The sequence below is a fragment of the Pseudomonas sp. CFBP 13727 genome (assembly GCF_014841915.1).
Taxonomy (GTDB): Bacteria; Pseudomonadota; Gammaproteobacteria; order Pseudomonadales; family Pseudomonadaceae; genus Aquipseudomonas; species Aquipseudomonas baltica.
In genome coordinates this window covers 74,375-96,472 of sequence record NZ_JACYUT010000007.1, presented here as the reverse complement: position 1 = coordinate 96,472, position 22,098 = coordinate 74,375, and the positions used below count along the sequence as shown (strand labels likewise).

Here is a 22,098-nt window from a genome sequence, read left to right as displayed (position 1 = left end):
CCGGGTCCAGCGTCCCTGACGCTTTCCAGCGCCTGCCACCTGCCCTTTCTTCCTCACAGTGGGAGCTTCAGCATGTCGCAACGCGATGACTCGGATAAAAGCAACGCTCTGTTGAACCCAACCCGCCGCCAGGCGCTGGCCATGGCCATCATCGGTGCTGCGGGAACTCTGCTGCCGTTGGGCCGCAGCAGCCAATCGTTCGCGGCCATGGCCGCGCCGCCGTCCGGGCAGGTGATCATCGGCCTGTCCCAGGAGCCCACGGTGTTCAACCCGCACATGCCGCACATCGAGGTGGATGACGGCATCCACTGGAACGTGTTCGACCCGCTGTTCGGCATTGCGCCCACGGGCGAATTCGTCCCGGCCCTGGCCACTGAAGTGCCAACCGTGGCCAATGGCGGCATCTCCGCCGACGGCCTGCAGTGGAAGATCAAACTGCGCAGCGACGCCAAATGGCACGACGGTCGGCCTTTCACCGCCGATGACGTGAAGTACACCCTGGAACTGATCGTCTCGCCGAATTTCCGCAGCGGCCGCCGCGCGGGGCATGACCTGCTGCGCGACATCACCGTGGTGTCGCCCACCGAAATCCACTGGCGCATGGAGAAGTCCTACGCGCCCTACGCGTCGATTCTGTCGTCCACGTTCATGCTGCCCAAGCACATCCTCTCGGCTGCCGCCGACGTCAACACCGCACCGTTCAACAATGCACCGATCGGTACCGGCCCGTTCAAGTGGGGCACGCGGGTGGCGGGCGATCATATCCAGCTCAAGGCCAACCCGGACTATTACGGCACCAAACCGCAGCTTGAAAGCGTGATCTTCAAGTACATCCCCGACCTCACCGTGCTTTACACCCAGTTCAAGACCGGCGACATCGACGTCACCGCGATGCAGGGCATCACCCCCGACCATTACGAGGAAGCCAAGGACCTGGCCGGACGCACCGTGGTGATCCTGCCGGTGGCCACCATCGAATCGGTAACGCTGAACATGGAGCGCCCGCAGTTCAAGGACCCCGTCGTGCGCCAGGCGCTGTACATGGCCATCGACAAGAAGACCATCATCGACGAGCTGTATTTCGGCCTGGTGCTGCCCACCGAAACCTACATGCCGCAGCAGTCGGCCTACTACAACCCCAACCTGCCCAAGCAAAGCTTCAACATCGAAGCGGCCACTAAACTGCTCGATGACGCGGGCTGGAAACCGGGTGCCGGCGGCATTCGCGAGAAGGACGGGGTGCGCCTGTCGTTCACCAACTCCACCACCGCTGGCAACCAGATCCGTGAACAGGCGCAGCAGTTCATCCAGCAGACCTGGCTGGCCATCGGCGTGGAAATGAAAATCTCCAACCTGCCGCCCGCCGTGATGTGGGGCGAGTACTGGGTGCAGTCCAAATTCGACTCGGTGATCGTCGGCAACAACTTCCTCACCGGGGCCGACCCCGACACCCGCGACTACTTCGGTTCGCAGTCGACCAATGCCAAGGGTGGCGCCGGGCAGAACAACTCGCAGTACGTCAACGCCAAGGTCGACGAACTGCTGGCCCAGGGCGCCTCCATGCAGGACGTCGCCCAGCGCAAGGCGGTGTACGTGCAGGTGCAGGACCTCATCCGCCAGGACCTGCCCATTCTGCCGCTGTTCCAGTACACCTACGTGCGCGGCTACAAATCGGGCCTCAACGGCTTCACCGGCAACATCAACCTGCGCATCGAACCCTGGAACGTCAACACCTGGTCCTGGACCTGAATGCACGCCCACGCCTGGCCGCACGGCCGGGCGTCGTTCGTACCGCAGAGGATCTGACGCATGCCCAACTACATTCTCAACCGCCTGGGGCAGAGCGCCGTGGTGCTGGTGCTGGTTTCGCTGATCGGCTTCATGGTGCTCAACCTGGCCCCCGGCGGGCCCATGTCGCAGTTCGCCCTGAACCCCGGCATGAGCCAGGCCGAGCTGGACCGCATCGCCGAGCAACTGGGCCTGAAGCGGCCGCTGCTGGTGCAGTACATCGACTGGTTCAGCCACCTGTTCGTCGGCGACTGGGGCCACTCGTTTCGCGACGGCCGCCCGGTGCTCAGCGTGATCGCCGGACACCTGCCCGCGACGTTGCTGCTGATGGGCACCTCGACCGTGCTGTCGATCGTCATCGGCACCTGGGTCGGCGTGTTCGGTGCGGTGCGTCGCTATTCGGTGTTCGACACCCTGGCCACGGTGGGTGCGATGGTGGCGCTGTCGATTCCCACCTTCTGGTTCGGTCTGGTGGCGATCTTCTTTTTCTCCCTGCACCTGGGCTGGCTACCGGCCGGCAACATGTACACCATCGGTGACCAATCCCTGGGTGACTACGCCATTCACCTGGTGCTGCCGGTGCTGGTGCTGGCCTTGGTCAACGTGGCGATCTGGAGTCGCTACATGCGCTCCGCCACCCTGGACGTGATCGATCAGGATTTCGTCCGCACCGCCCGCGCCAAGGGCGTGCCCTATCGTCGGGTGCTCACCCACCACGTCATCCGCAACGCGCTGCTGCCGATGATCACCCTGGCCGGGCTGCAGATCCCGACCATTCTCGGTGGCGCGCTGGTCACCGAAACGGTGTTCACCTGGCCCGGCATGGGCCGGCTGTTTCTCGACAGCCTGGGCTACAGCGACTACCCGGTGATCATGGGCATCCTGATGTTTTCGGCGGTGCTGGTGCTGTTGGGCAACCTGCTTGCCGACCTGCTGATAGGCGTCGCCGACCCCCGCGTACGACTGGCCTGAAGGAGTATTGCCGATGACCACTGCCACTCGCTACCTGCCTGCTTCGCCCCGTTGGGCATGGCTGGCCAACCCGACGTTGCGCCGTTTCATGCGCCACAAACTGGCCGTGCTCGGTGTGGTGATGATCACCGTACTGGTGCTGGCCTGCGTGTTCGGCCCCTACCTGCTGCACTACAACGACCTGACCATCGACATCCGCAACCGCTTCGCGCCACCGTTCACCGGCAATCACTACCTGGGCACCGACGCCCTCGGCCGCGACACCGCCGCGCGCCTGCTCAACGCCGGGCGTATCTCGCTGATGGTGGGTTTCTGCGCCATGCTCATCAGCATCGTCATCGGCACCCTGATCGGCGTCATCGCCGGTTACTACCGCGGCTGGGTCGGCGCCGGCCTGATGCGCTTCGTCGATGCGTTCCTGTCTTTTCCCAGCGTGTTCCTGGTACTGGTTCTGGCAGCCTTCACCAAGCCCAGCCCGATGATGATCACCCTGATCATCGCCGTGACCAGCTGGATGGAAATCTCGCGCATCGTCGAGGCTGAAATCCGTTCGCTGCGCGAGCGCGACTTCACCCTGGCCGCACGCATGATCGGCGCCAGCAACCGCTGGATCATGTTCCGCGAACTGATGCCCAACGCCATCGGCCCGATCATCGTCGCGGCCACCCTGACCATCGCCAACGCCATCCTGCTGGAGGCCTACATCAGCTTCCTCGGCTACGGCATCCAGCCGCCCTTGCCCAGCTGGGGCAACATGCTCAACGCCGCCCAGCAGTACCTGGGCAAGGCGCCCTGGCTGGCGATCATTCCCGGGCTGGCCATCACCCTGGCGGTGACCAGCTTCAACTTCATCGGCGACGGCCTGCGCGATGCGCTGGACGGCAGGAGCGACCTTAAATGAACGCAGATGAAAAGATCGCCGTGGCGCACCTCAACGTCGCCTTTCGCAAGGGGGCCGGCTACGTCCCTGTGGTGCACGACATCAACTTCACCATCGGCGCCGGCGAAACCCTCGCCTTGGTGGGTGAGAGCGGTTCAGGCAAGAGTGTCACCAGCCTGGCCATCATGAAACTGCTCGCCGAGGCGCCGAAAACCCGTATCGACGGCAGCGCCATCGTCGCCGACCACCACGGCAAACCCATCGACCTGGTGGCCATGGGCGAGCAGCAGATGCGCCACGTGCGCGGCAATCGGGTGGCGATGATCTTCCAGGAACCGCTCACCTCGCTGAACCCGGTGCACCGCGTGGGCGATCAGATCGCCGAGGCGATCCGCTTCCACCAATCGCTGAGCAAGGCCGACGCCCGTGCGCGTGCGCTGGCACTGCTGGAGCAGGTCGGCATTCCCGAGCCGGTCAAGCGCCTGGATTGTTACCCGCACGAGCTGTCCGGCGGCATGCGCCAGCGGGTGATGATCGCCATCGCCCTGGCCATGGAGCCGGACGTGCTGATCGCCGACGAGCCCACCACGGCGTTGGACGTCACCGTGCAGGCGCAGATTCTCGACCTGCTGCGCAGCCTGCAGAAGAAGAACGGCATGGCCATCCTGTTCATCACCCACAACTTCGGCGTTGTGGCGGAAATCGCCGACCGGGTCATGGTGATGTACGCCGGGCGTATCGTCGAACAGGGCAGCGTCAGCCAGGTGCTGTCTTCGCCGCGCATGCCCTACACCCGCGGCCTGCTGGCCGCCGTGCCGCGCTTCGAACAGGCCGGGCTGGCGCAGGGTGAGCTGGGCACCATCGCCGGCTTCGTCCCCGACCCCAGCTCGCCGCCCAGCGGCTGCGCGTTCCACCCGCGCTGCGCCTACAGCATCGCCGGCCGCTGCGACAGCCAGGCGCCCGATCTCGAAGAAATCGAACTGGGGCATGACCTGCGCTGCGTGCGCTGGCGCGAACTGCCCGTCGAACACGGAGGTGCACGATGAAAGAACGTCCCCTGATCGACGTCGTCGGCCTGAAAAAACACTTCCCTGTGCGCAAGACGTTTCTCGCCAGCCGCCGCGACCGCGACGACAACCTGGTCCGCGCCGTGGATGGCGTCGACCTGAGCATCGCCCGTGGCGAAGTGCTCGGCCTGGTGGGCGAAAGTGGCTCGGGCAAGAGCACCCTGGGCCGCAGCCTGATGATGCTCGACCCACCTACCGACGGGCACATCGTCTTCGACAACACCGAGATCACGCCCTTCAACGACCGCCTGCTCAAACCCTATCGCAAGCGCATGCAGATGATCTTCCAGGACCCCTACGGCTCCCTCAATCCGCGCATGAGCGTCGGTGAAATCCTCGCCATGCCCCTGCGTTTCCACAACCCCGAACTGGATGCCGCCGGGCGCCGCGAAAAGGCCGGGCAGGCCCTGGAAACCGTCGGCCTCGCGGCGCAGTACCTGGACCGCTACCCCCACGAATTCTCCGGCGGCCAACGCCAGCGCATCGGCATCGCCCGCGCCCTGACCCTGGAACCGGAATTCATCATGGCCGACGAACCGGTGTCCGCCCTCGACGTATCGGTCCAGGCCCAGGTGCTCAACCTGTTCGCGCGCATCCGCCGACAGATGAACCTGACCATGCTGTTCGTCACCCACGACCTGGCCGTGGTTGGCCACATCGCCGACCGCGTCGCCGTGATGTACTTGGGCCGCATCGTCGAAATCGCGCCCACGCGAGAGCTGTTCAGCAACCCGCGCCATCCGTACACGGAAGCACTGATGTCGGCGATCCCCATGCCCGAACCGGGGCAGCGGCGACAGCGGATCGTGCTGCAGGGCGATATCCCAAGCCCTATTTCACCGCCTTCGGGATGTGCGTTTCGCACCCGCTGCCCGTACGTGCTGCCCGCCTGCGCACAGGAGCGGCCACTGTTGAGGGAGGTGGGGGTGGCGCATGGGGTGGCGTGTATTCGGGATGATTTGGAGTTGGTTTCGCCGCTCACCGATCACGCTAGCCCGAGCGCCTCGACGACATCGCTGGCCAGCACCACCTCGGCGTACTCGCTACCGAGTATCGCCAACGTCAGATCATGAACGGTGCCCGCATCCCACACGGTCCCATCTGCCCCCGTCACGGGTACCGCCGTTGTGGCGTCCGAGGGGAGGGTGATGCTGTAACCCAGCGCCTTTCCTGCGCGAACGGTGGCATCCATGCTGTTGTGGATAACCACGCCCGTCAGCACGAAACGCGTCACCTGCATGGCCTTGAGCACGGCATCCAACTCGGTGCCAATGAACGCACAGTTCTGCTGTTTGGTGATCACCGGTTCACCATCCAAGGGGGCAACTTCCCGCTTGATGCCATTCCACGGCCCGTGAGTGTGGTACGTCGATGTGGGCGTTGGTTCATCGTGCTTCACGTGCATCACCGGCCAGCCATTCGTACGCCAAAGCTGCAGCAGCCGCTGAATGGTTTCCAGGTAGCCAGGGTTGCTTTTGCCATTCCACTTCGGCTGGTCGATGGCGTCTTGCACGTCGAGGATGATGAGAGGGATCGGGTTGGGCTGGTCGCTCATGGGAGGCCGTTTTATCGGAAAAGAATGGGGTCAGTGTGCGGTAAGGGGCAGGTGGCTTCAATGGGCGGTGGGAAATGTGGGGGCGTGGCAGGCGTATCTGAAACAGCTATGATCTTCAGCGCCGCAGGCCTGTGCACGCGCGAGTGATCCTCGGGGTGTGGATCCCGTGCGCCGCATCATTTCCATGAGGAAAGCCAATGAGCGAGAACAAGACCGCTATCGGCATCGACTGGGTTGACCCTGACGATGCTCCGGAGCTGACCGACGCCTTTTTCGAGCGCGCCGACGAGTACGAAGGTACTCCAGTGATCCGCCGTGGCCGGCCCAAGGCTGGCATCGTGCGTGAGCGTATTTCGATCCGCATCGAACCTGCCGTGCTCGCTGAATTCCGAGCCTCCGGGCCCGGTTGGCAAATCCGCATGAATGCGGCGTTGGCGGACTGGCTCAAGACTCATGACCCTTCGGATGTGCAGAGTTAACGGCGGGTTTTCGTCGTGAACGTCGCGGCCATGCCCAGCTTCTTACGGATGAACGCGCGGTTCTGCTGCTTCGTTCAGGACGCCTTTCCCCGGCTCTACCGGAACAGACAACCGTTCAAACAGCGGCCTCATCACCTGCCCCGGAGAGGGGATGGGATTGGACAACGGCTGATCATGCGCGATGTTTTCCTGCGTCCTGACGCCAATCACGATGCTGTGGTCAGGCTGCTCCTGTGCATAGGCCGTGTAACCGTTATCCAACGGGTGGATTCTCTCACCGGGTAGCACACCGGGGTAATTCGGGGCGGGGTGAAAATCGGCGATCACGGCAGTTGTTCTGATCGCCGATAGCACCCAAGGCTGATAGCTGTCAGTGAAGAACGAATAGCACGCAACCAGCACCATGCCAGCTGCAATAGCGCCTCCGGAGTGGAACAACGCCATAGCCGGATTGAACTGAGGAGAGTAATTAACGCCGAAGATTTTCAGGAATGAGGCACCCATCTGAATAGCCGCAAAAACAACCACCGCAATACCTGTGACTGCAAGCAGCAGCAGTCCACCAAGGAACAGCAAAAACGCCACCACCGCCATCCACGCCGGTATATAGAACAGCAACGCCAGCAGGCCAACCGTCAGATCAAAAGACTGCGGCGGCAAGCCCAATGCTTCGGAAACTGCAAAGCGCGATAACCCGGTTGCGACCAGCAGTGCTAACAAGTGCAACAGAACGATAGGCGTTTTGTACAACGGCTTATGCCATTTCTTACGCATCCAGCGGGCCACTGGCAGACACCACATGATGAAGCCCGCAATCATGAAGCCGGCAGCGATCATGCTGGTTACATCCAAAGCGGCAGTGCCCCAGCTTCTGGACAGTAACAAACCCAAGCAGACTAGAACTATCGAAACCATATAAAGCCGATGTGCCACTGAAGTGGCCGCGTACTTGTCCTTCAACCATTGCATATCTGTACCTGGAACCTTACCCGGGGGATCGATGACGATTGAGTCACAGGACATGGCCAGCTGTTGGCCACCCTTTCCGATGCGGCTGGAGGTGTTTTGTCCTGCCAGGCCAGCAAAGGGGGGGGCATCCTAACAGGGCTGTTTTCCAAGAGAAGGCCGGGGCAATAACTCGAAACCGAAATGGTGTGACGTGGTAATTCCCCAAGTTCATGCTGGTGCTATCCGAAGGTCATTACACAAGGAGCCCCATGACCCTACGAAATCTCCGGCTCGACCATCTTTGCCTCACCCTGCCAGATGGGCGCCTGCTGCTGGACAACCTCAATCACGGCTTCCATGCCAAAGCCACCGGCATCGTTGGCGCCAATGGCAGTGGTAAATCCCTGCTCGGTCAGTTGCTGGCCGACGAGCGTGCGCCTAGCAGTGGCTGCGTCCGTTGCGAGGGGCATGTCCATCTCGTCTCGCAGTTGCTCGAACCAGAGCGCTTTCCTACCGTGGCGGCACTTGCGGGCGTCGAACACATCCTGCGAGCGTTGCAACGGATTGCGGAGGGCAGTCTCGACGATCACGACCATACGCTCGCGATGGGCCACTGGGATTGCGCAGCACGTCTTTCCGCCGAACTGGACCTGAACGGTCTGGGTCACCTGTCCGCCGACACACCGACGTACACCCTCAGTGGTGGCGAGCGCCAGCGCGTGGCACTGCTCGGCGCCTGGCTATCCACCGCCGATTGGCTGATCCTCGACGAGCCTAGCAACCATCTTGACCGTGACCAACAGCAGAAGCTGGCGCAGCAAATCCAGCGCTGGCCGAATGGACTGGTGATGATCAGCCACGATCGCGCCCTGCTTGAGCTCATGAACGAAATCGTCGAACTGTCGCCCATCGGTCTTGCAGTTTACGGCGGCAACTACAGCCATTACGTCGCCGCCCGTGAGCAGGAGCAGCACGCCTTCCAGGCGACCTTGCAAAGCGAACGCACCCAAGCCAAACGCGAGCAGCGGGAAATGGCCGTGCAGATGGAGCGTCAGCAACGGCGCAATGCCCGCGGCGATCGTAACGCCCGTGATGGCAGCCAGACCAAGCTGATCACCAACGCGCAGAAAGAACGCAGCGAGAACAGCCAGGGCAAATTACTCCTCACGCAACAGCTCGCACGCGACCAGCAACTACAACGTATTGCCGATGCACGTGCGCGCTGCGCCACGGATGTCCAGCGCATCATGCTGCCTCCGGAAACCGTCGTGCCCAATGGCAAACTAGTACTGCAACTCAATGAGCTGACATTGCCATTCGGCCACGCCGCGCCGATCGATTTGACCCTCACCGGGCCCCTGCGCGTCGCAGTCAGGGGCGCTAACGGCAGCGGGAAGTCGACTTTGCTTCAGGTCATCAGCGGCCGTCTGCCCGCACGCGCAGGCGAGGTCATTTGCAATGTGGAGTTAGGTTGGCTGGACCAACACGCCGGGCTCGAACACCCGCAACGCACTGCGGTGCAGTGGCTTTACGAAAGCAACCCGGAACTGCCCGAAGCCGAAGCCAGGACCCGCCTGGCGCAATTGGGCATCGACGCCGACCGCGTGCAGCTGCAGACCTCACAGCTCAGCGGCGGAGAGCGTCTCAAGATAGCGCTGGCGGGGCTGCTGCACGCGCAACGGCCACCCCAGCTCTTGTTGCTGGACGAGCCCGACAACCACCTAGACCTGCCTAGCAGGCTGGCGCTGGAGCAGATGCTTGGTCAATACCAAGGTGCGCTAGTGGTTGTATCCCATGACGACGCCTTCATCGACGCGCTGGGCGTGGACCAGGAGTTGCTCCTGCATCATCCACGCCCATAAACATCACCCTTTAGAAATCCACCGTGCCGGAAAACTTCACCAGCCGTGGCTCGCCCTGGGTCAGGTAGCCGCCGTTGGCTGAGGCCCAGTAGTTCTTGTCGGTGATGTTCTCCACGTTCATGCGCAGGGTGACGGCCTTGCGCTCGACCTTGAAGGTGTAACGCGCGCCTGCGTCGAAGCGGTTCCAGGTGGGCAGGCTCAGGGTGTTCGCCTGGTCGGCATACTGCCCGCCGGTGCGCAGGGCACGGGCGTTGAGTGCCAGGCCGTTCAGCCCCGGCACGTCCCAGTCCACCGTTGCATTGAGCTGGAACGTCGGCACGCCGATAGCGTGGTTGCCGTCGTTCAAGCCGCCCGCTGTGTCCTCAAGTTCAGACTGCAGGCGCGTACCGCCGGCCATCAAGCGCAAGCCTTCCACCGGCTCGCCGAACACACTCAACTCCACCCCGCGGTTGACCTGCTTGCCATCGCGTACGTACACATCGACGGTACCGCCACCGGGCGCTGCAAAGCTCTGCGTGAAACCATCGGTTGGGCGCTCGATACGGAACGCCGCCAGCGTGGCACCCCACGATTGCTTGTCCAGCTTGATCCCTGCTTCCACCTGCTTGGTGCGCCCCGGCGGAAAGGCCTCACCCACGTTGACGACCTGGCCCGACGCCGTAGGCCCCGCCGACAACCCTTCGATACGGTTGGCAAACAGCGATACCGATTCAACCGGCTTGTAGACGATGCCATACACCGGCGTGGTGATCGCCTCGTCGTACATGGAAGTGCGCGAGCCGCCGACACCTGTGGTCGACTCATAGGCATAGTTCTGCACCAGCAATTGCTGGCGCCGCAGGCCGGCCGTCACCAGTACCTTATCGTCAAAGAAACCCAAAGTATCCGACACCGCCAGGCTGCGGTTGCGCGTCTTGCCGGTGATGCCCGGATCGCTCATGTCACCGGCCGCGAAGCTCACCGCAGTCGGCTTCGCCAAGGAGGCGGTGTTGTAGATATTGGTGGTACCCGTGGACTGATAGAACTCATAGGCATTGCGCTGCTCGGTCCAGATGCTCGACGCGCCCAGGCTGATCTGATGGCTGACCGGCCCGGTCTGCAGGTTGCCGTTGATCCCGGTCATGAACGTGGCATTGTCTTCGTCGTGCGGAATCTTCGACCCGCCGATGGTCGCCGCACCCGTGCTCGAATCCGTCAGCACCGGCGTGCCGTACACACCGTTCTCACGCGTGTGCTTCGCGCCACCCGCCACGTAGGCCGTCCAGTCCTCGTTGAGATCCCACTCGCCACGCAACATGCCGAAGGTGTCTTCTGTCTGGCTGTAGGTCCAATCCTGACCGTAGTTGTGGCTGGCATCCGGCGCCCGTGGAATGCTCGTGATCGTGCCTAAGCGCACCGAGTTGCGCAGGTTGTTGATGCGCTGTTTCTGATAACCAAAATCGCCGGACAGTCGGAAGTTGTCACCCCGATAATCCAGCCCCAGCGTAAACAGCTTGGTGCGCTGCGATTCGTCGTCGATCGCCGTATCACCCTCGCGCTGCGCCAGGTTCACCCGCGCACCGAAACGGTTGTCCTCGCCGAACCGCTGGCCCAGGTCCAGGTGCTCGCCCACGCGGCCATCCGTGCTGATGTCTTGCGTGTAGCGACGGATAGGCTCATCACCTGCCCGCTTGGGTACCAGGTTCACACTGCCGCCCAGCCCGGTCCCCGTCGGGCTCACGCCATTGATGAACGCGTTCGGCCCCTTGAACACCTCGACCCGCTCTACCGCATCGGTGGAAATGATCTGCCGCGGCAACACCCCATACAACCCGTTGTAGGAAATGTCATCACTGGACAGCGGCAAACCACGAATCACGAACACCTGCGCCTGGTTGCCGAAACCGAACGACTGACGCACCGACGGATCATTGAGCAACACATCGCCCACGTCCTCCGCCTGCTGATCTTCGATCAGCTTCGACGTGTAGCTGGTCAGCGTGAACGGCACATCCATGTTGTCCTGGTTACCCAGTACACCCATCTGCCCACCGCGCGCGACTTGGCCACCGGCAAACACATCGGGTGAAGCGCCCTTGGTGGTTCTGTTGGTTTGCGCGTCGATCGACGTGGCATCGAGCACGAGAGCGTCCGCCGCGTGGGCGCCGATGCTCACAGAGCAGCACAGCGCCAGAAGAGTAGGGCGAGAAGGAAAACGAAGGACCATGGAAGGAATTCCGACGAAGATAGAGGTTAAGGGGCGCCTTCCTGGCAGGTGCGAATGAATCTCAGTCGAATATCCTAGCAAGAGTTTCACGAAGCGTTAACGATTTTTTAAGGGATTTTTCACACGGCACTATGACGGTGCAGCGGAGGGGCAACGTCTAAAGAATGGCAAAGGGCTACCGATAGTTAGTTCAGTGATGGTGTTTCTACCTTTGTCTGGGAAATGGAATTCAAATGAGTCAGCAAGACGACCTGCTCGACGAGCCCATAGCGCCGCGACCACGCGTTCAACAACGTGTGCATCCGGGGTGGTGGTGTTGGCTGTTGGTGCCAGTGGTAGCGGTGGGGATGAACTGGTCGCGGATTGCGGCGTATCTGGAGCCGGCGCGCACGGCTGCGCTACCTCAACCGGTTGAGCGGTTGGAACGGCCAGTTGTTGAGCCTGCGCCTGTATCTGCGCCCGTTGTGCAAGCAGTGGCTCCAGCTGCGCCAAAAAGCTTGCAGGAGTGCATGGGCGGGGACAATGCGATTACTGATCAGACGTTGCGCTGTCGGTATGGCGATGCGCCCAGGCCTGCGCGGGAGGAACGGGCCGTGCAGGGGATGGTGTCGGCGCAGTATCTGGCGGAGTACAAGGCGGGGCAGGGTACTCAGCCGGTTCGGCGTGGTGGTAGCAGCAGTAGCTCTGAGTCGCACCAAATACTCGGTTGGGACAGGAAGAATTCATACACCGCTTCATGGAGTGTCAGCGATAACCGGGTGGATTACGGTAGCGTGTGCAGGGGTTACCGAGGTGGGTCGATTGAATACAGGGAGTGCAGGAAGGAGGCGAAGGAGGCAGTGAGTCCTCCGCCAACTATCTGCTCGTCTCGGTAAGCAAAGTCACAGCATGATTGAGCGCGCAACACAGCTTCTGATTGGCATCGTCCGTTTCAGCGGCAAGTACAGATGCAGTGTCCAGCAATTGGGTGGCGCATTGAAGGAACTGGTAAACAGCGAGACTTGGTTGACCATTCACGGCTGGCGACTTACGTATGTGATGGGAGATCTGCCAGCACTCGCCGTCAAACGAGTAGGTGGAAGCTATTCATGGGTTGACGGACCGGTCACATACGAACCCCGCACAAAGCCTTTACCCGCGCTCGGTCAGTAGATAAGGTGACCGGCATAGCAATGGAAGGTCGCGGTATCACAGGGATGGTCCTCAATATGCGTTGCTGCCGCAGCGTTACAGTGCACCTACCCTATTCACAGTCATTATTTGATTCGGATGGTACCTGTCAAGACTGGTGCCAGAGGGAGTTTGGTGCATGAATGAGTTGGTTGAGGCCTTGCTGGCCGCCGTCCCCCCCGATGGCTCCAGTATTGGAAACCAGTCGTTGTTAGAGCAACTCAGGATTCGGTTTCCACTTCTAAGAGATGAGTTTTATTGGCAAACGCGTGACGCCCTGATAGGACAGGGGGTATTGCGGGCCGGTAAAGGTCGTGGCGGCTCTGTACGGCGTACTGATATTGAGGTTCCACCGGCAAGTGATTGGGTTCAATTCCTACGTAGCTATGGGCCGTCATCGAGCAATCTGGCCATGTTCGACGAGTACGTTTCGAGGGCGTTGGCACAGGCAGGAGTAAAGCCGATAAGCCTATCGACACCTCTATTAGAGGACATGGTGCGGCACATTGAATCCAAGGCTCTAGGATCTATTTTGATAGCTGGAACTGCTGGTGATGGTAAGACGTACCATTGCCGTGCCCTGTGGGAGCGTATTGGCGGGGACCCCAAGGCTTGGGCAGCCAAGGGCAACGTGAAAGAGTTACACCTCGCGGATGGTCGCTTGGCTGTCTTTATCAAGGATCTTTCCGAGCTCAATGGCGAGGAGAGCGATCTGCCATTGCGGCGACTGGAACGATCGGTACTAGAAGGCGATGATTCTGAGGTAGTGATTCTTGCCGCAAACCATGGCCAAATTCTTGATCGTCTACGTGATTTAGGACGTCGCCAAGAGCGTGATCACCCACTTCGCAAGCCGCTGCAAGAGCGCTTCTTACAGGCCGGGCCAGCACCAGAGCGCCTGACTGTGTTCGATCTTAGTCGCTCGACTAGCCGCAAAACGTTAGATGAGGTGGCTACGGCTGTGGCGGGGCATCCCGAGTGGGACAATTGCAAACGCTGCGCACTTCAGGCCGACGGTAAAGTTTGTCCCATCGACGAGAATCGCCGCAGGCTTTTGGGTGAGGCGGATGGTAGACAGCTCTCTCGTCGCTTGGGCGATTTGGTTGAAATCGCCAGGCACAATGGGCTGCATCTACCTATACGCGACTTACTTGCGCTTTGTTCAAATATGATCCTCGGTTGCTCCGATGCCAAGCTGGCCAAGGACAACCTGCTGACCTGTGCTGATGTCGCTAAGATCCAGGAAGGAGGCAATCTTGGGGCGGCTAGTGTCTATGCCAACGCGTTCGGAGCCAATCTCCTTAAGCGCAGAACCTCTGACCGGCCCATCTTCAAGGCGATGTCCAGCTTTGGCGTGGGCGATGAGTCCACCAATGCTGCAGATGGGTTGCTGGTTTATGGGAAGGATGATTTGCGGCTGCAAGCCGACTTCGACCGTTTGGTCGCGATCGATCCTATCTATGGGGCCACGACTGCCTTCCACGCTTCCCAGAATTCTTATTTGGAAGGGTATGAGTGGGCACGCTTGGAAGGAGAAGCGGCTGAGTTCCTTGCGATGCTTGAAGACCAGCGACGTAGGCTCTTCTTCACACTTCCGGATGGGGAAATAGGTTATTCGCATTGGTCGATGACCGCATTCTGCTTTGCTGGAGACTACTTAGAAATCATAGAAGCGCTCAAGGCTCAGAAGCCCGTTAGCGAGATAGTCCGCGGACGCCTTGCTAAGGGCCTTAACCGCGTATTAACAGGTCTCCTTCTCGAAAACGAAGATCGTATTTTCATCGCTAGTTCGGGCGGTTTCACTCAAAGCCGAGTCAGCGTGCTTTGTGACCACGAGACGCTCTCCCGCAGGCAGGGCGGCGTAGGTATGGCGATCAAGCTTGTCGAGGATACGGGCCGCCCTCGACTCGACGTTTCGATCGCTGCGGGCCCGGGCAATTCGGTTGCTTTCGACTTGACCCCTATCCGTCATGAGTTTCTCTCGCGTGTGGCTGAGGGGGCTTTGCCAGCGAGCTTCTCCAATGAGTGCCTCGAAGATCTGCTGGCTTTCAAGGCGAAGCTCTTGCGGAAGGCCGAGATCGTCAAGAAAGCCAGTCTAGCAGGAGATGATGATGAAGTAGGTAGTGAGACCGCCATGCTGACACTCAACTTCATCGATATTGAGCCAGGTGGTCGCGGCTTTTCACGCCCTGTGACGGTGAGGATTTCGGAATGAGTGGAATAATCAAGAGGCCTGAGATTAAAAGCGTCGATTTTTGCGTCGACGAGAACATTTGGGGTCATCGCCTTTATGACGAGCAGCTTCCTCACCTGACTGTTCTAGAGTTCTTGGGCGTACTCGGCTCTAACTTGGATCAGCCGCTCAGGCCTCACCAGGATCAGGGCGGCTCAGTTATGTTCAAGCCGCAGCGGCAAGTCCGTTTGCGTGGGTTACTGTTCAACAACCCATACGTCGAATCGATTGCCGAGAACGCCGCATCTGATGAGGAGAAATGGAAGCAGTGGTTTGAGCGCTTTAAACAGGGGGCCACAGGTAATGGTGATGAAGACATGACTTATCTGCGCCGCTCATTCACTAGCTTTGATGACTTCGCAAAGGCTATCGAACTGCTGCGTTCCTCGTCATTCGAGTCTCGCAGTAACAAGCGCTGGAGTTCCAAGTTCGTCTTTCCTTTCGGCCCAGACGCTCTTTATGAGGACTTGGCGATCAATGCAAAAGGAAATATGAGCAACGATCGTCGCTTCTTTGCTCGTACAGGCGAGCTGCTCTATCTCATGCTCACACGGGCTAAGCGTGGAGCGGAGCTCGGTGACAGCCTTGCCAAGCGCCTATTCGATAACGAAGCAACGATGAATCGTTTGGTTAGGGCTCTGCAAGGTACGCCGCAGGGTGTCGAAGAGCCCCGGCTTTCGGGTTATCTACCCGAAATTGCCAATAATCGGTTCGATCAAATCTGCGACGACTGGTTGTCGATCTTGGACAGGGATATGCCGATCTATGATGCATTGGAGCATTTGATCGCGATCACTGGCCTGAACATGCTGCTCTATTTCTTGGAACGAGCTAAGCGGGTTGCTGGTGATGACGATCCGGTCGAGATTATCTGCGAAATCGTCTCCAAGGAGCGAACGAAGGTGCGAGCGCTTTCTGGCGATAGCTATCAATTCAATCAAGGGCTGCCAGCAAAGGCGGTGCGGGCTCATGTTGAGTCGATCCGGTTGAATGTTGAATGGGCTGCAGCTGAGTCTGCAGAGTTTCCGGATGCTGAGCGTGTAAAAATCATGCGTGACCGCTTCCAGTGGCCGCCGACTGATGGCGGCGACGACGAGGACTCCACCGATAAGAGTCCAGATGAGTTGGTTACCAAACTGGCTGATAATGCTTTGGCACGCCATCAGCAGCATGTTGGCAAAATTCATGCGTCATGGTCGCGTGCTATCGGGCTCAGCTCACGCAGACTATCGAGACGCACCCGCTATGCGCCGAACGATAGGTTACTCAAGTCGATTGTGGTTTCCATCGTGGAAGACAGGATGCAGTTCGATGAGTTTCTCGCCGAAGCCAAGTGCCGATATGGCCTGGTAATTGGTGACGCAGAGGGTGCGCGTTTAGTCAGCGCCAAGTTAGTAGACCAAGAAGAACTCAGCGAGAACCGAAACAATCTTGAGGCCCGTCTCGTCAGCTTGGGCTTGGTTCGCAGGCTTTCTGACTCCTGCTCATTTGTAGAAAACCCGTTTGCGTTTCAGGGAGAAGCGGCATGCTGACTGATCGCATTATTGGGCGTGTCGGCGCGAATATTCTCGCCCAACGCATATCTAATCCTGGCCAGTCTGGTGATTTGGCTGCGCTCTTCAGGCTAGACAAGCTTTCATCCAGTCAGATCGGGGCAGTCGCACGAGCCATCCTTGCCAATCCGGACCTGCTTGCCCGGGTAGAACTCATGATTCCGGAGGCCTTGGTAGAAGGCCAAGGCCTACCGTCTGACATTCTGATTCCACATAACGCAGGCTATGTGCGCAATAACGCTTTGACCGCCAAAGCGGCGATCCTGACTGCCAATGGGAACGAGCACAACCTCGCGGACACATTGGGTCATGTCATGGCCATTGGCGCCAAAGAGATGAGGGCTGACCCTGATCCGTGGGTCGAGGCCACGCTTCATTCGGGCGGTATTGCACCAGTCCTCGACGACCGATCGGTGTTCCATTCAGCCCTAGCCGGATTGTTAGCATCCTCGGAACTTTCGTTAGTGCAGCTTGGCGAGTTTTGTTCTGCAATTGTCGAGGCTATCGCCACGCACGGGCTGCCCATCCGTGATGCGGTTGGTTACGCCTTACCATGCGCGGGACTCCCCAGAGACAGCGCCTTCTTCTCGAATGCCAAAACTTTCTCAGCATCGCGTAAACCATGGCACAAGGCTTTCACCAAACTCTTTGCTCAGCGTGCGCCGCTGCTTAAAAAACTCCGCCAGAATGGCCAGCCTCTTGACTCGGAGGAAATTACTGAGCGAGTCGAGGCGAATACTGCAGAAATTTCGGAAGGGGCCCGCCAAGCCCTTGATGCATTCGTCGCAGCTCCTGCTGGAGATCAGGAGGCATCCGATGCCCTCGCCCAATTCGAGTGGGAAAGCGATGGCGTTTATCTTGCCTTTGACAAACCGAAAGAAAAGCAATTTGGCTTAGCAGAGTCCACGATCCGTTTCTTCGATCATGAGTGTGATCAGGAGGACTCACTCAATGCCGAGGGTCGCAAGCTATTGGAGGACTTGAAGGGGCGTGAGCGTCGCTCTGACTTCACGGAGGAGGACGAAGAATTTTTCGTTAAGCAGCGAAGGCTCTTGGAGCAAGACAGCAAACTTTGCTCGCGCTGGGAAAAAGCTCTCTATGGCAAGCCCATTGACTGCAATGACTTCTTCGAAGGCTTCGCTCGAGTGGTTAATAGCTTGCATGCCGGCCTGCGTGATTCGGAAGGAGAGCGGATCCTACGTTTCACTGTGACCAAAGGCCGTAAGGAGTGGCGCGAGCGATTCAACTACGACGCCGGCAGCTACTTCTCGGCTATGTACCGCGGTTTAAAGGAGCTCATGGGCTCCAAGGTAGAATGGAAGGTAGAGCGGTTGGGCAATGCAAACTTACCCGATCCCCTCTTCGACTATGAGGCCTTCTTCGCTAAGGAGAAGGAGCTTCGCAATGATAAGAAGAGCAAGGTTCGTCCGAATCCGTCGCTATCGCGCCTAGCCCTGCAGATCAAGTTTGACGTTGCCTTGATCCAGATCGCTAAGGACAAAGAGACAGTGTTAGCTAAAACGCAGCTCCTTTGGAGCTACAAGCCCATGTCAATTGGCCTGTCGATGGTCGCAGACATGGGCCGCCTCTTGGAGAAGGGCGGGGTAGGTTGTACCGAAGTCCCCCGCAAGTTAGTAAGCAAGAAGGGTGGGGTACAAAACGTCTCGTTGCTCGACACTGGGACGCTGGAGGCGACTTACTCGACTGATGCGGGGTCACTGGTTTCTTCGGCCAGCAAGCTCCAAAGCCTGCGCCATGTGATTAAGACCCGGATCAAAGAGCTCGCCGAGCAAGGTAGGCTGACGGCTCATCAGCAGAGCGAGGTAAAGGTATCGTGGGATAAGTTCGAGGAGGATTACATCAAGGCAATGGAGGACTTCGTCACGACTGGGCTACATGGCGATGCCGTGATGCGTCAAGCGGAGTCTTACGCCGAACTGTTGAACACCTTGATGGTAAATGCTCGTGGTGATGTGTGTCGCTCGCGGCTGGTCGCTGAAATACTATCGGTCGGGACGGTGCGTGTTGCCGGCGAGAACCCAGCAGTTATCATCCCGCCTTGGCATCCAGAACGAATGAAGGCTCTTGCGGTAAAGACGCGACGCGTTGCCGGTTTCGCTACACACTTGCTCTCAAGCGCTAGCATTCTCTATGGTGACCGCGAGATTTTTATGCGGGAACTTACCGACGAGATCGCTCATCCGTTCTATCCAGAGATTGCGGTTCTCAATCGGGGCGGCGCTTTGACGCTTGTCTCCGAGAGCAGCACGGTTAACGGATATAGTCTTTTGGAGTCACCGACGCGTGGCGCTCAGGAAGCCATGACCGATGTCGATCCAACGGCTGCAGCCAAACAGGCGCGCGAGCTCTTGGAGCGTTATGTTGGGCTGCAGCCCCACGAGGCAAGCAACCTTAGCGTTGTGCTTTATAACGCAGATGCAGCTGAGTTGCCGCTGGCCACAGTGCGCGAACTCTCCTCTATACAAGAGGATGGCAAGCTCCACTGCAGCGTTTCGGTACGTCATTCAGATCCAGGAAAGCTGCGGCGAATCTATGGCGAACTGGTCAACAAGGCTGGTGACGATCCTGATCTGCCAGTAGTCAGCGAAACCAGCGAAAACTTCATCTCGAAGCTGCGTATTTCTGTAATGCCCCTCTCGGCGACTCCAAGAGAGAGTGCGCTGGGTTTTAAGGCTTTCGATGTGGCTTTCCTGCATGACGTGGTCGCGCGCGAGGCCCAAACAGAATGGCTCCCAGTGCAGTGGACCAACGATCGGCCGAACTTAGATCATGCGCCTTCCCGCTGGTCTTACCGGAGCGTGTCAGGTGAGAACGAGCTGAAGTCGACCACATTCCTAGTTTGCCCATGGCAAACGGCATCAGGTTGGGCGTACGTGTCGGCTGTCGCCGCAGTTTGCCGGCAGACGGACGCTATGCCAGGGGAGCGATTCCTGCCTGCACGCCGCATTTCCCTTCAAAGCCCAGCTCTGGCTGAAATAATCAAGGACGCTCACGAGCTGGCCGAATGGGTAGCCACCTACGACGAGCTTCTCGACAAGCGCCAGCTTCAGCACAACGACATCACGGTGGTGCGCTACCGTAGAGGCTCGACTAATGGCCGCAATATGATTGTTAGCTCGACCTCGGAGCTTCGGTTGTTGAGCGTGTTGGTTCGTAGACGCTTGGATGAGTTGAATCTCCAGCTCGGATCCGATGAGATTCAAATCGCTGTCGATAAAGCGAAGCGCGACGCACTTTCAGTCTCCGGAGATATCGTACTGCGTGCAGCCAAGCGAGGTGTATCTGCCGGAGAGATGCTAGGCCTTGTGCTAAGTCGTTACTTGCTTGCAGAGGAGTTCCAAGCCTCAGCGAATGGTAGGCAGGTATTGACCGCCTATTTCCTACTCGACGATTACGCAAGCTGGCTATCTCAACCGGAAAGCCGTATCGCGGATATTTTGGCGCTCAACGTTGAGGAGTACGAGGAGACTGTTCGCGTTGTCATTTCAATTGTTGAGGCAAAATATGTTGGAGCCGATGGGGTGGCTCAGGCGCGACGAGGCTCCAAGGATCAGCTACTGGCAACATTGGGCATGTTCCGTGAGGCGCTCTTCGGTGATCCTGGTCGTCTTGATCGGGATATTTGGTTGGCCCGCTTGGCCGATATGCTTATAGATGCGGACATCCCGCCCGGTATGACGGGTTTGATGGAGCGTGCTCGCGCCAAGTTGCGAGATGGCGATGTAGAGATTTCCCTGCGTGGGTACTCGCACGTTTACGTTCACACTTCGGACGCAGGGTCTGCCTCGGCTTCTGACCAGGAGCTTCTTGAAGAGTCAGAGGGCGTGATGGCCTGGCAGGAGGTTTTCGATCGGCCGGACTTGCGAAAACTCGCCGAAGCTTATGCTAAAGGCTCTGGAGGTCACGAGGTTCGATCAGGTATTGGGGCCCAGCAACCTTGGGAAGGGCACTGTTTTAAATTGCCCGCCGCGCGAGTGCCATGGTTGGCCGCAATAGGCCAGCTATCGAGTGGGCAGATCGATACTTTTGTTGAAGAAGTCGCTTCGATAAGCAAAGACTCCGAGACGGCTGCGCCGAGTTGCACAGTGGTCGCGCCTCCAGCACTGACAGAGGAGCCGACTCTTGCATCTGTAACTATCGCAGATTCAACTTCTAGTCGGCTTTCTGTTACGAATTCCAACTTCGGAGGCGGGCTCTATGATCTGGTTGCGTCAAAGTTCTCCGGTGGTGCGCAAGCCGATGTCGAACGGGAGGAGTGGGCCCAAGAGGTCACAAAGAAGCTTAAATCTGCGCTTAATAGCTACGGTCTTCAGGCGGCTATTCTCGGCACTCGCTTGACTCCAAACGGCTGTCTCGTCCGTCTGGCAGGTTCTGATCGCTTGCGTGTCGAAGATATCGAGAACAAACGAACACAACTCCTTACTACTCACGCCATCAACCTCGTAACTGTCCAACCTAAACCAGGCGAGATCGTCGTTACGGTCGCAGGCGCAAAGAGGCAGGCTGTATCGCTTTGGGAGCTTTGGTCGCGTAGAGACCTCAATAGAAATGTTGCGGGTATCAACACCTCATTCCTTCTGGGGCTCCAGGAGATTAATGGAGCGTTGCTGTATCTGAATCTGGGTGCTGAATTTGGTGGGCTTTCATCGCATGAGCCACACTCATTGGTGGCTGGAGGTACGGGCAGTGGCAAATCAGTACTCATCCAGACTCTTATATTAGATATCGCTGCGACCAATCCCAAGGAGCTGGCCCAAATCATCTTGATTGATCCTAAGATGGGGGTGGACTACGCCCCATTGGCCGACTTACCGCATATGCGGGATGAAATTGTCACTACCAAGGAAAAAGCCGCGGAGGTTCTCGACGCTTTAGTTGAAGAGATGGAGGACCGCTACCGCGCTTTTGCCAAAGCCAGAGCTCGCGATTTACCGACCTACAACTCGAAAGTATCGACCGAAGAGCGATTGCCAATGGTCTTCCTGGTTCACGACGAGTTTGCAGACTGGATGCTCGACGATGCTTATAAGTCAGCAGTCGGTACGGCAGTTCAGCGTCTGGGAGTGAAGGCACGCGCGGCAGGTATTCATTTGATCTTCGCAGCACAGCGTCCAGATAAAGATGTGATGCCGATGCAGCTTCGCGAGAACTTGGGTAATCGTCTGATTTTGAAAGTGTCCAGTGAGGCGACTTCCAAGATCGCGCTTGATCGATCGGGCGCTGAGTTGTTGTTAGGGAGGGGGCATCTTGCAGCGAAGCTCAATGGCGAACAGGGACTAGTGTTCGCCCAAGTCCCATTCCTATCCGATCAGGACATTGACGCCGCTGTGGCCGTAATACGCGCGGACAACCAATAATGAGAGT

The 22,098-nt window shown here is 58.9% G+C and carries 13 protein-coding genes; 10 read left to right on the top strand and 3 right to left on the bottom strand.

Going from position 1 to position 22,098, the window contains the following annotated elements; translation table 11 throughout:
• Positions 1 to 72 precede the first annotated feature (72 nt).
• The 5 genes from IFT76_RS20025 to IFT76_RS20005 are packed head-to-tail and all read left to right on the top strand — an operon-like array spanning position 73 to position 5,780.
• Positions 73 to 1,749 (top strand): peptide ABC transporter substrate-binding protein, encoded by a 1,677-nt coding sequence (locus IFT76_RS20025; RefSeq protein WP_192059978.1) that lies wholly within the window; start codon positions 73 to 75, stop codon positions 1,747 to 1,749.
• A gap of 60 nt (positions 1,750 to 1,809) precedes the next feature.
• Positions 1,810 to 2,760, top strand: coding sequence for an ABC transporter permease (locus tag IFT76_RS20020; protein WP_192059976.1), 951 nt, complete (start codon positions 1,810 to 1,812; stop codon positions 2,758 to 2,760).
• A gap of 13 nt (positions 2,761 to 2,773) precedes the next feature.
• Complete coding sequence (locus tag IFT76_RS20015) at positions 2,774 to 3,661, top strand: ABC transporter permease (RefSeq protein WP_192059973.1); 888 nt, start codon at positions 2,774 to 2,776, stop codon at positions 3,659 to 3,661.
• The gene (locus IFT76_RS20010) at positions 3,658 to 4,686 is read left to right on the top strand and encodes an ABC transporter ATP-binding protein (RefSeq protein WP_192059971.1); all 1,029 of its coding nucleotides are present in this window, start codon (positions 3,658 to 3,660) and stop codon (positions 4,684 to 4,686) included. The genes IFT76_RS20015 and IFT76_RS20010 overlap by 4 nt, the downstream gene beginning before the upstream one ends.
• A complete protein-coding gene (locus IFT76_RS20005; RefSeq protein WP_192059969.1) occupies positions 4,683 to 5,780 on the top strand; it encodes an ABC transporter ATP-binding protein in 1,098 nt (365 codons plus the stop codon). Before IFT76_RS20010 ends, IFT76_RS20005 begins: the two co-directional genes overlap by 4 nt.
• Here the strand turns inward: IFT76_RS20005 and IFT76_RS20000 are convergent.
• Positions 5,693 to 6,262, bottom strand: coding sequence for an isochorismatase family protein (locus IFT76_RS20000; RefSeq protein WP_192059967.1), 570 nt, complete (start codon positions 6,260 to 6,262; stop codon positions 5,693 to 5,695). The genes IFT76_RS20005 and IFT76_RS20000 overlap by 88 nt on opposite strands.
• Before the next feature lie 197 nt (positions 6,263 to 6,459).
• Between IFT76_RS20000 and IFT76_RS19995 the strand changes: the two genes are divergently transcribed.
• Positions 6,460 to 6,741 (top strand): BrnA antitoxin family protein, encoded by a 282-nt coding sequence (locus IFT76_RS19995; RefSeq protein ID WP_192059965.1) that lies wholly within the window; start codon positions 6,460 to 6,462, stop codon positions 6,739 to 6,741.
• Positions 6,742 to 6,783: 42 nt separating this feature from the next.
• On the opposite strand, the gene IFT76_RS19990 is transcribed toward IFT76_RS19995, so the two are convergent.
• The gene (locus IFT76_RS19990; protein ID WP_192059963.1) at positions 6,784 to 7,710 is read right to left on the bottom strand and encodes a hypothetical protein; all 927 of its coding nucleotides are present in this window, start codon (positions 7,708 to 7,710) and stop codon (positions 6,784 to 6,786) included.
• Positions 7,711 to 7,958: 248 nt separating this feature from the next.
• Between IFT76_RS19990 and IFT76_RS19985 the strand changes: the two genes are divergently transcribed.
• Positions 7,959 to 9,551, top strand: coding sequence for an ATP-binding cassette domain-containing protein (locus IFT76_RS19985; protein ID WP_192059961.1), 1,593 nt, complete (start codon positions 7,959 to 7,961; stop codon positions 9,549 to 9,551).
• A gap of 10 nt (positions 9,552 to 9,561) precedes the next feature.
• Here the strand turns inward: IFT76_RS19985 and IFT76_RS19980 are convergent, their stop codons facing one another.
• Complete coding sequence (locus IFT76_RS19980) at positions 9,562 to 11,757, bottom strand: TonB-dependent receptor (RefSeq protein WP_192059959.1); 2,196 nt, start codon at positions 11,755 to 11,757, stop codon at positions 9,562 to 9,564.
• Positions 11,758 to 13,066: 1,309 nt separating this feature from the next.
• Between IFT76_RS19980 and IFT76_RS19975 the strand changes: the two genes are divergently transcribed.
• From IFT76_RS19975 to IFT76_RS19965, 3 genes are read left to right on the top strand one after another with little or no spacing between them, the layout of a single operon-like run.
• The gene (locus IFT76_RS19975) at positions 13,067 to 15,142 is read left to right on the top strand and encodes a hypothetical protein (RefSeq protein ID WP_192059956.1); all 2,076 of its coding nucleotides are present in this window, start codon (positions 13,067 to 13,069) and stop codon (positions 15,140 to 15,142) included.
• Complete coding sequence (locus tag IFT76_RS19970; RefSeq protein ID WP_192059955.1) at positions 15,139 to 16,692, top strand: hypothetical protein; 1,554 nt, start codon at positions 15,139 to 15,141, stop codon at positions 16,690 to 16,692. Before IFT76_RS19975 ends, IFT76_RS19970 begins: the two co-directional genes overlap by 4 nt.
• Positions 16,686 to 22,091 carry an FtsK/SpoIIIE domain-containing protein gene (locus IFT76_RS19965; RefSeq protein ID WP_192059953.1) on the top strand — a complete coding sequence of 1,802 codons (5,406 nt, stop codon included), beginning with the start codon at positions 16,686 to 16,688 and terminating at the stop codon, positions 22,089 to 22,091. The genes IFT76_RS19970 and IFT76_RS19965 overlap by 7 nt, the downstream gene beginning before the upstream one ends.
• The last annotated feature ends 7 nt before the right edge of the window (positions 22,092 to 22,098 follow it).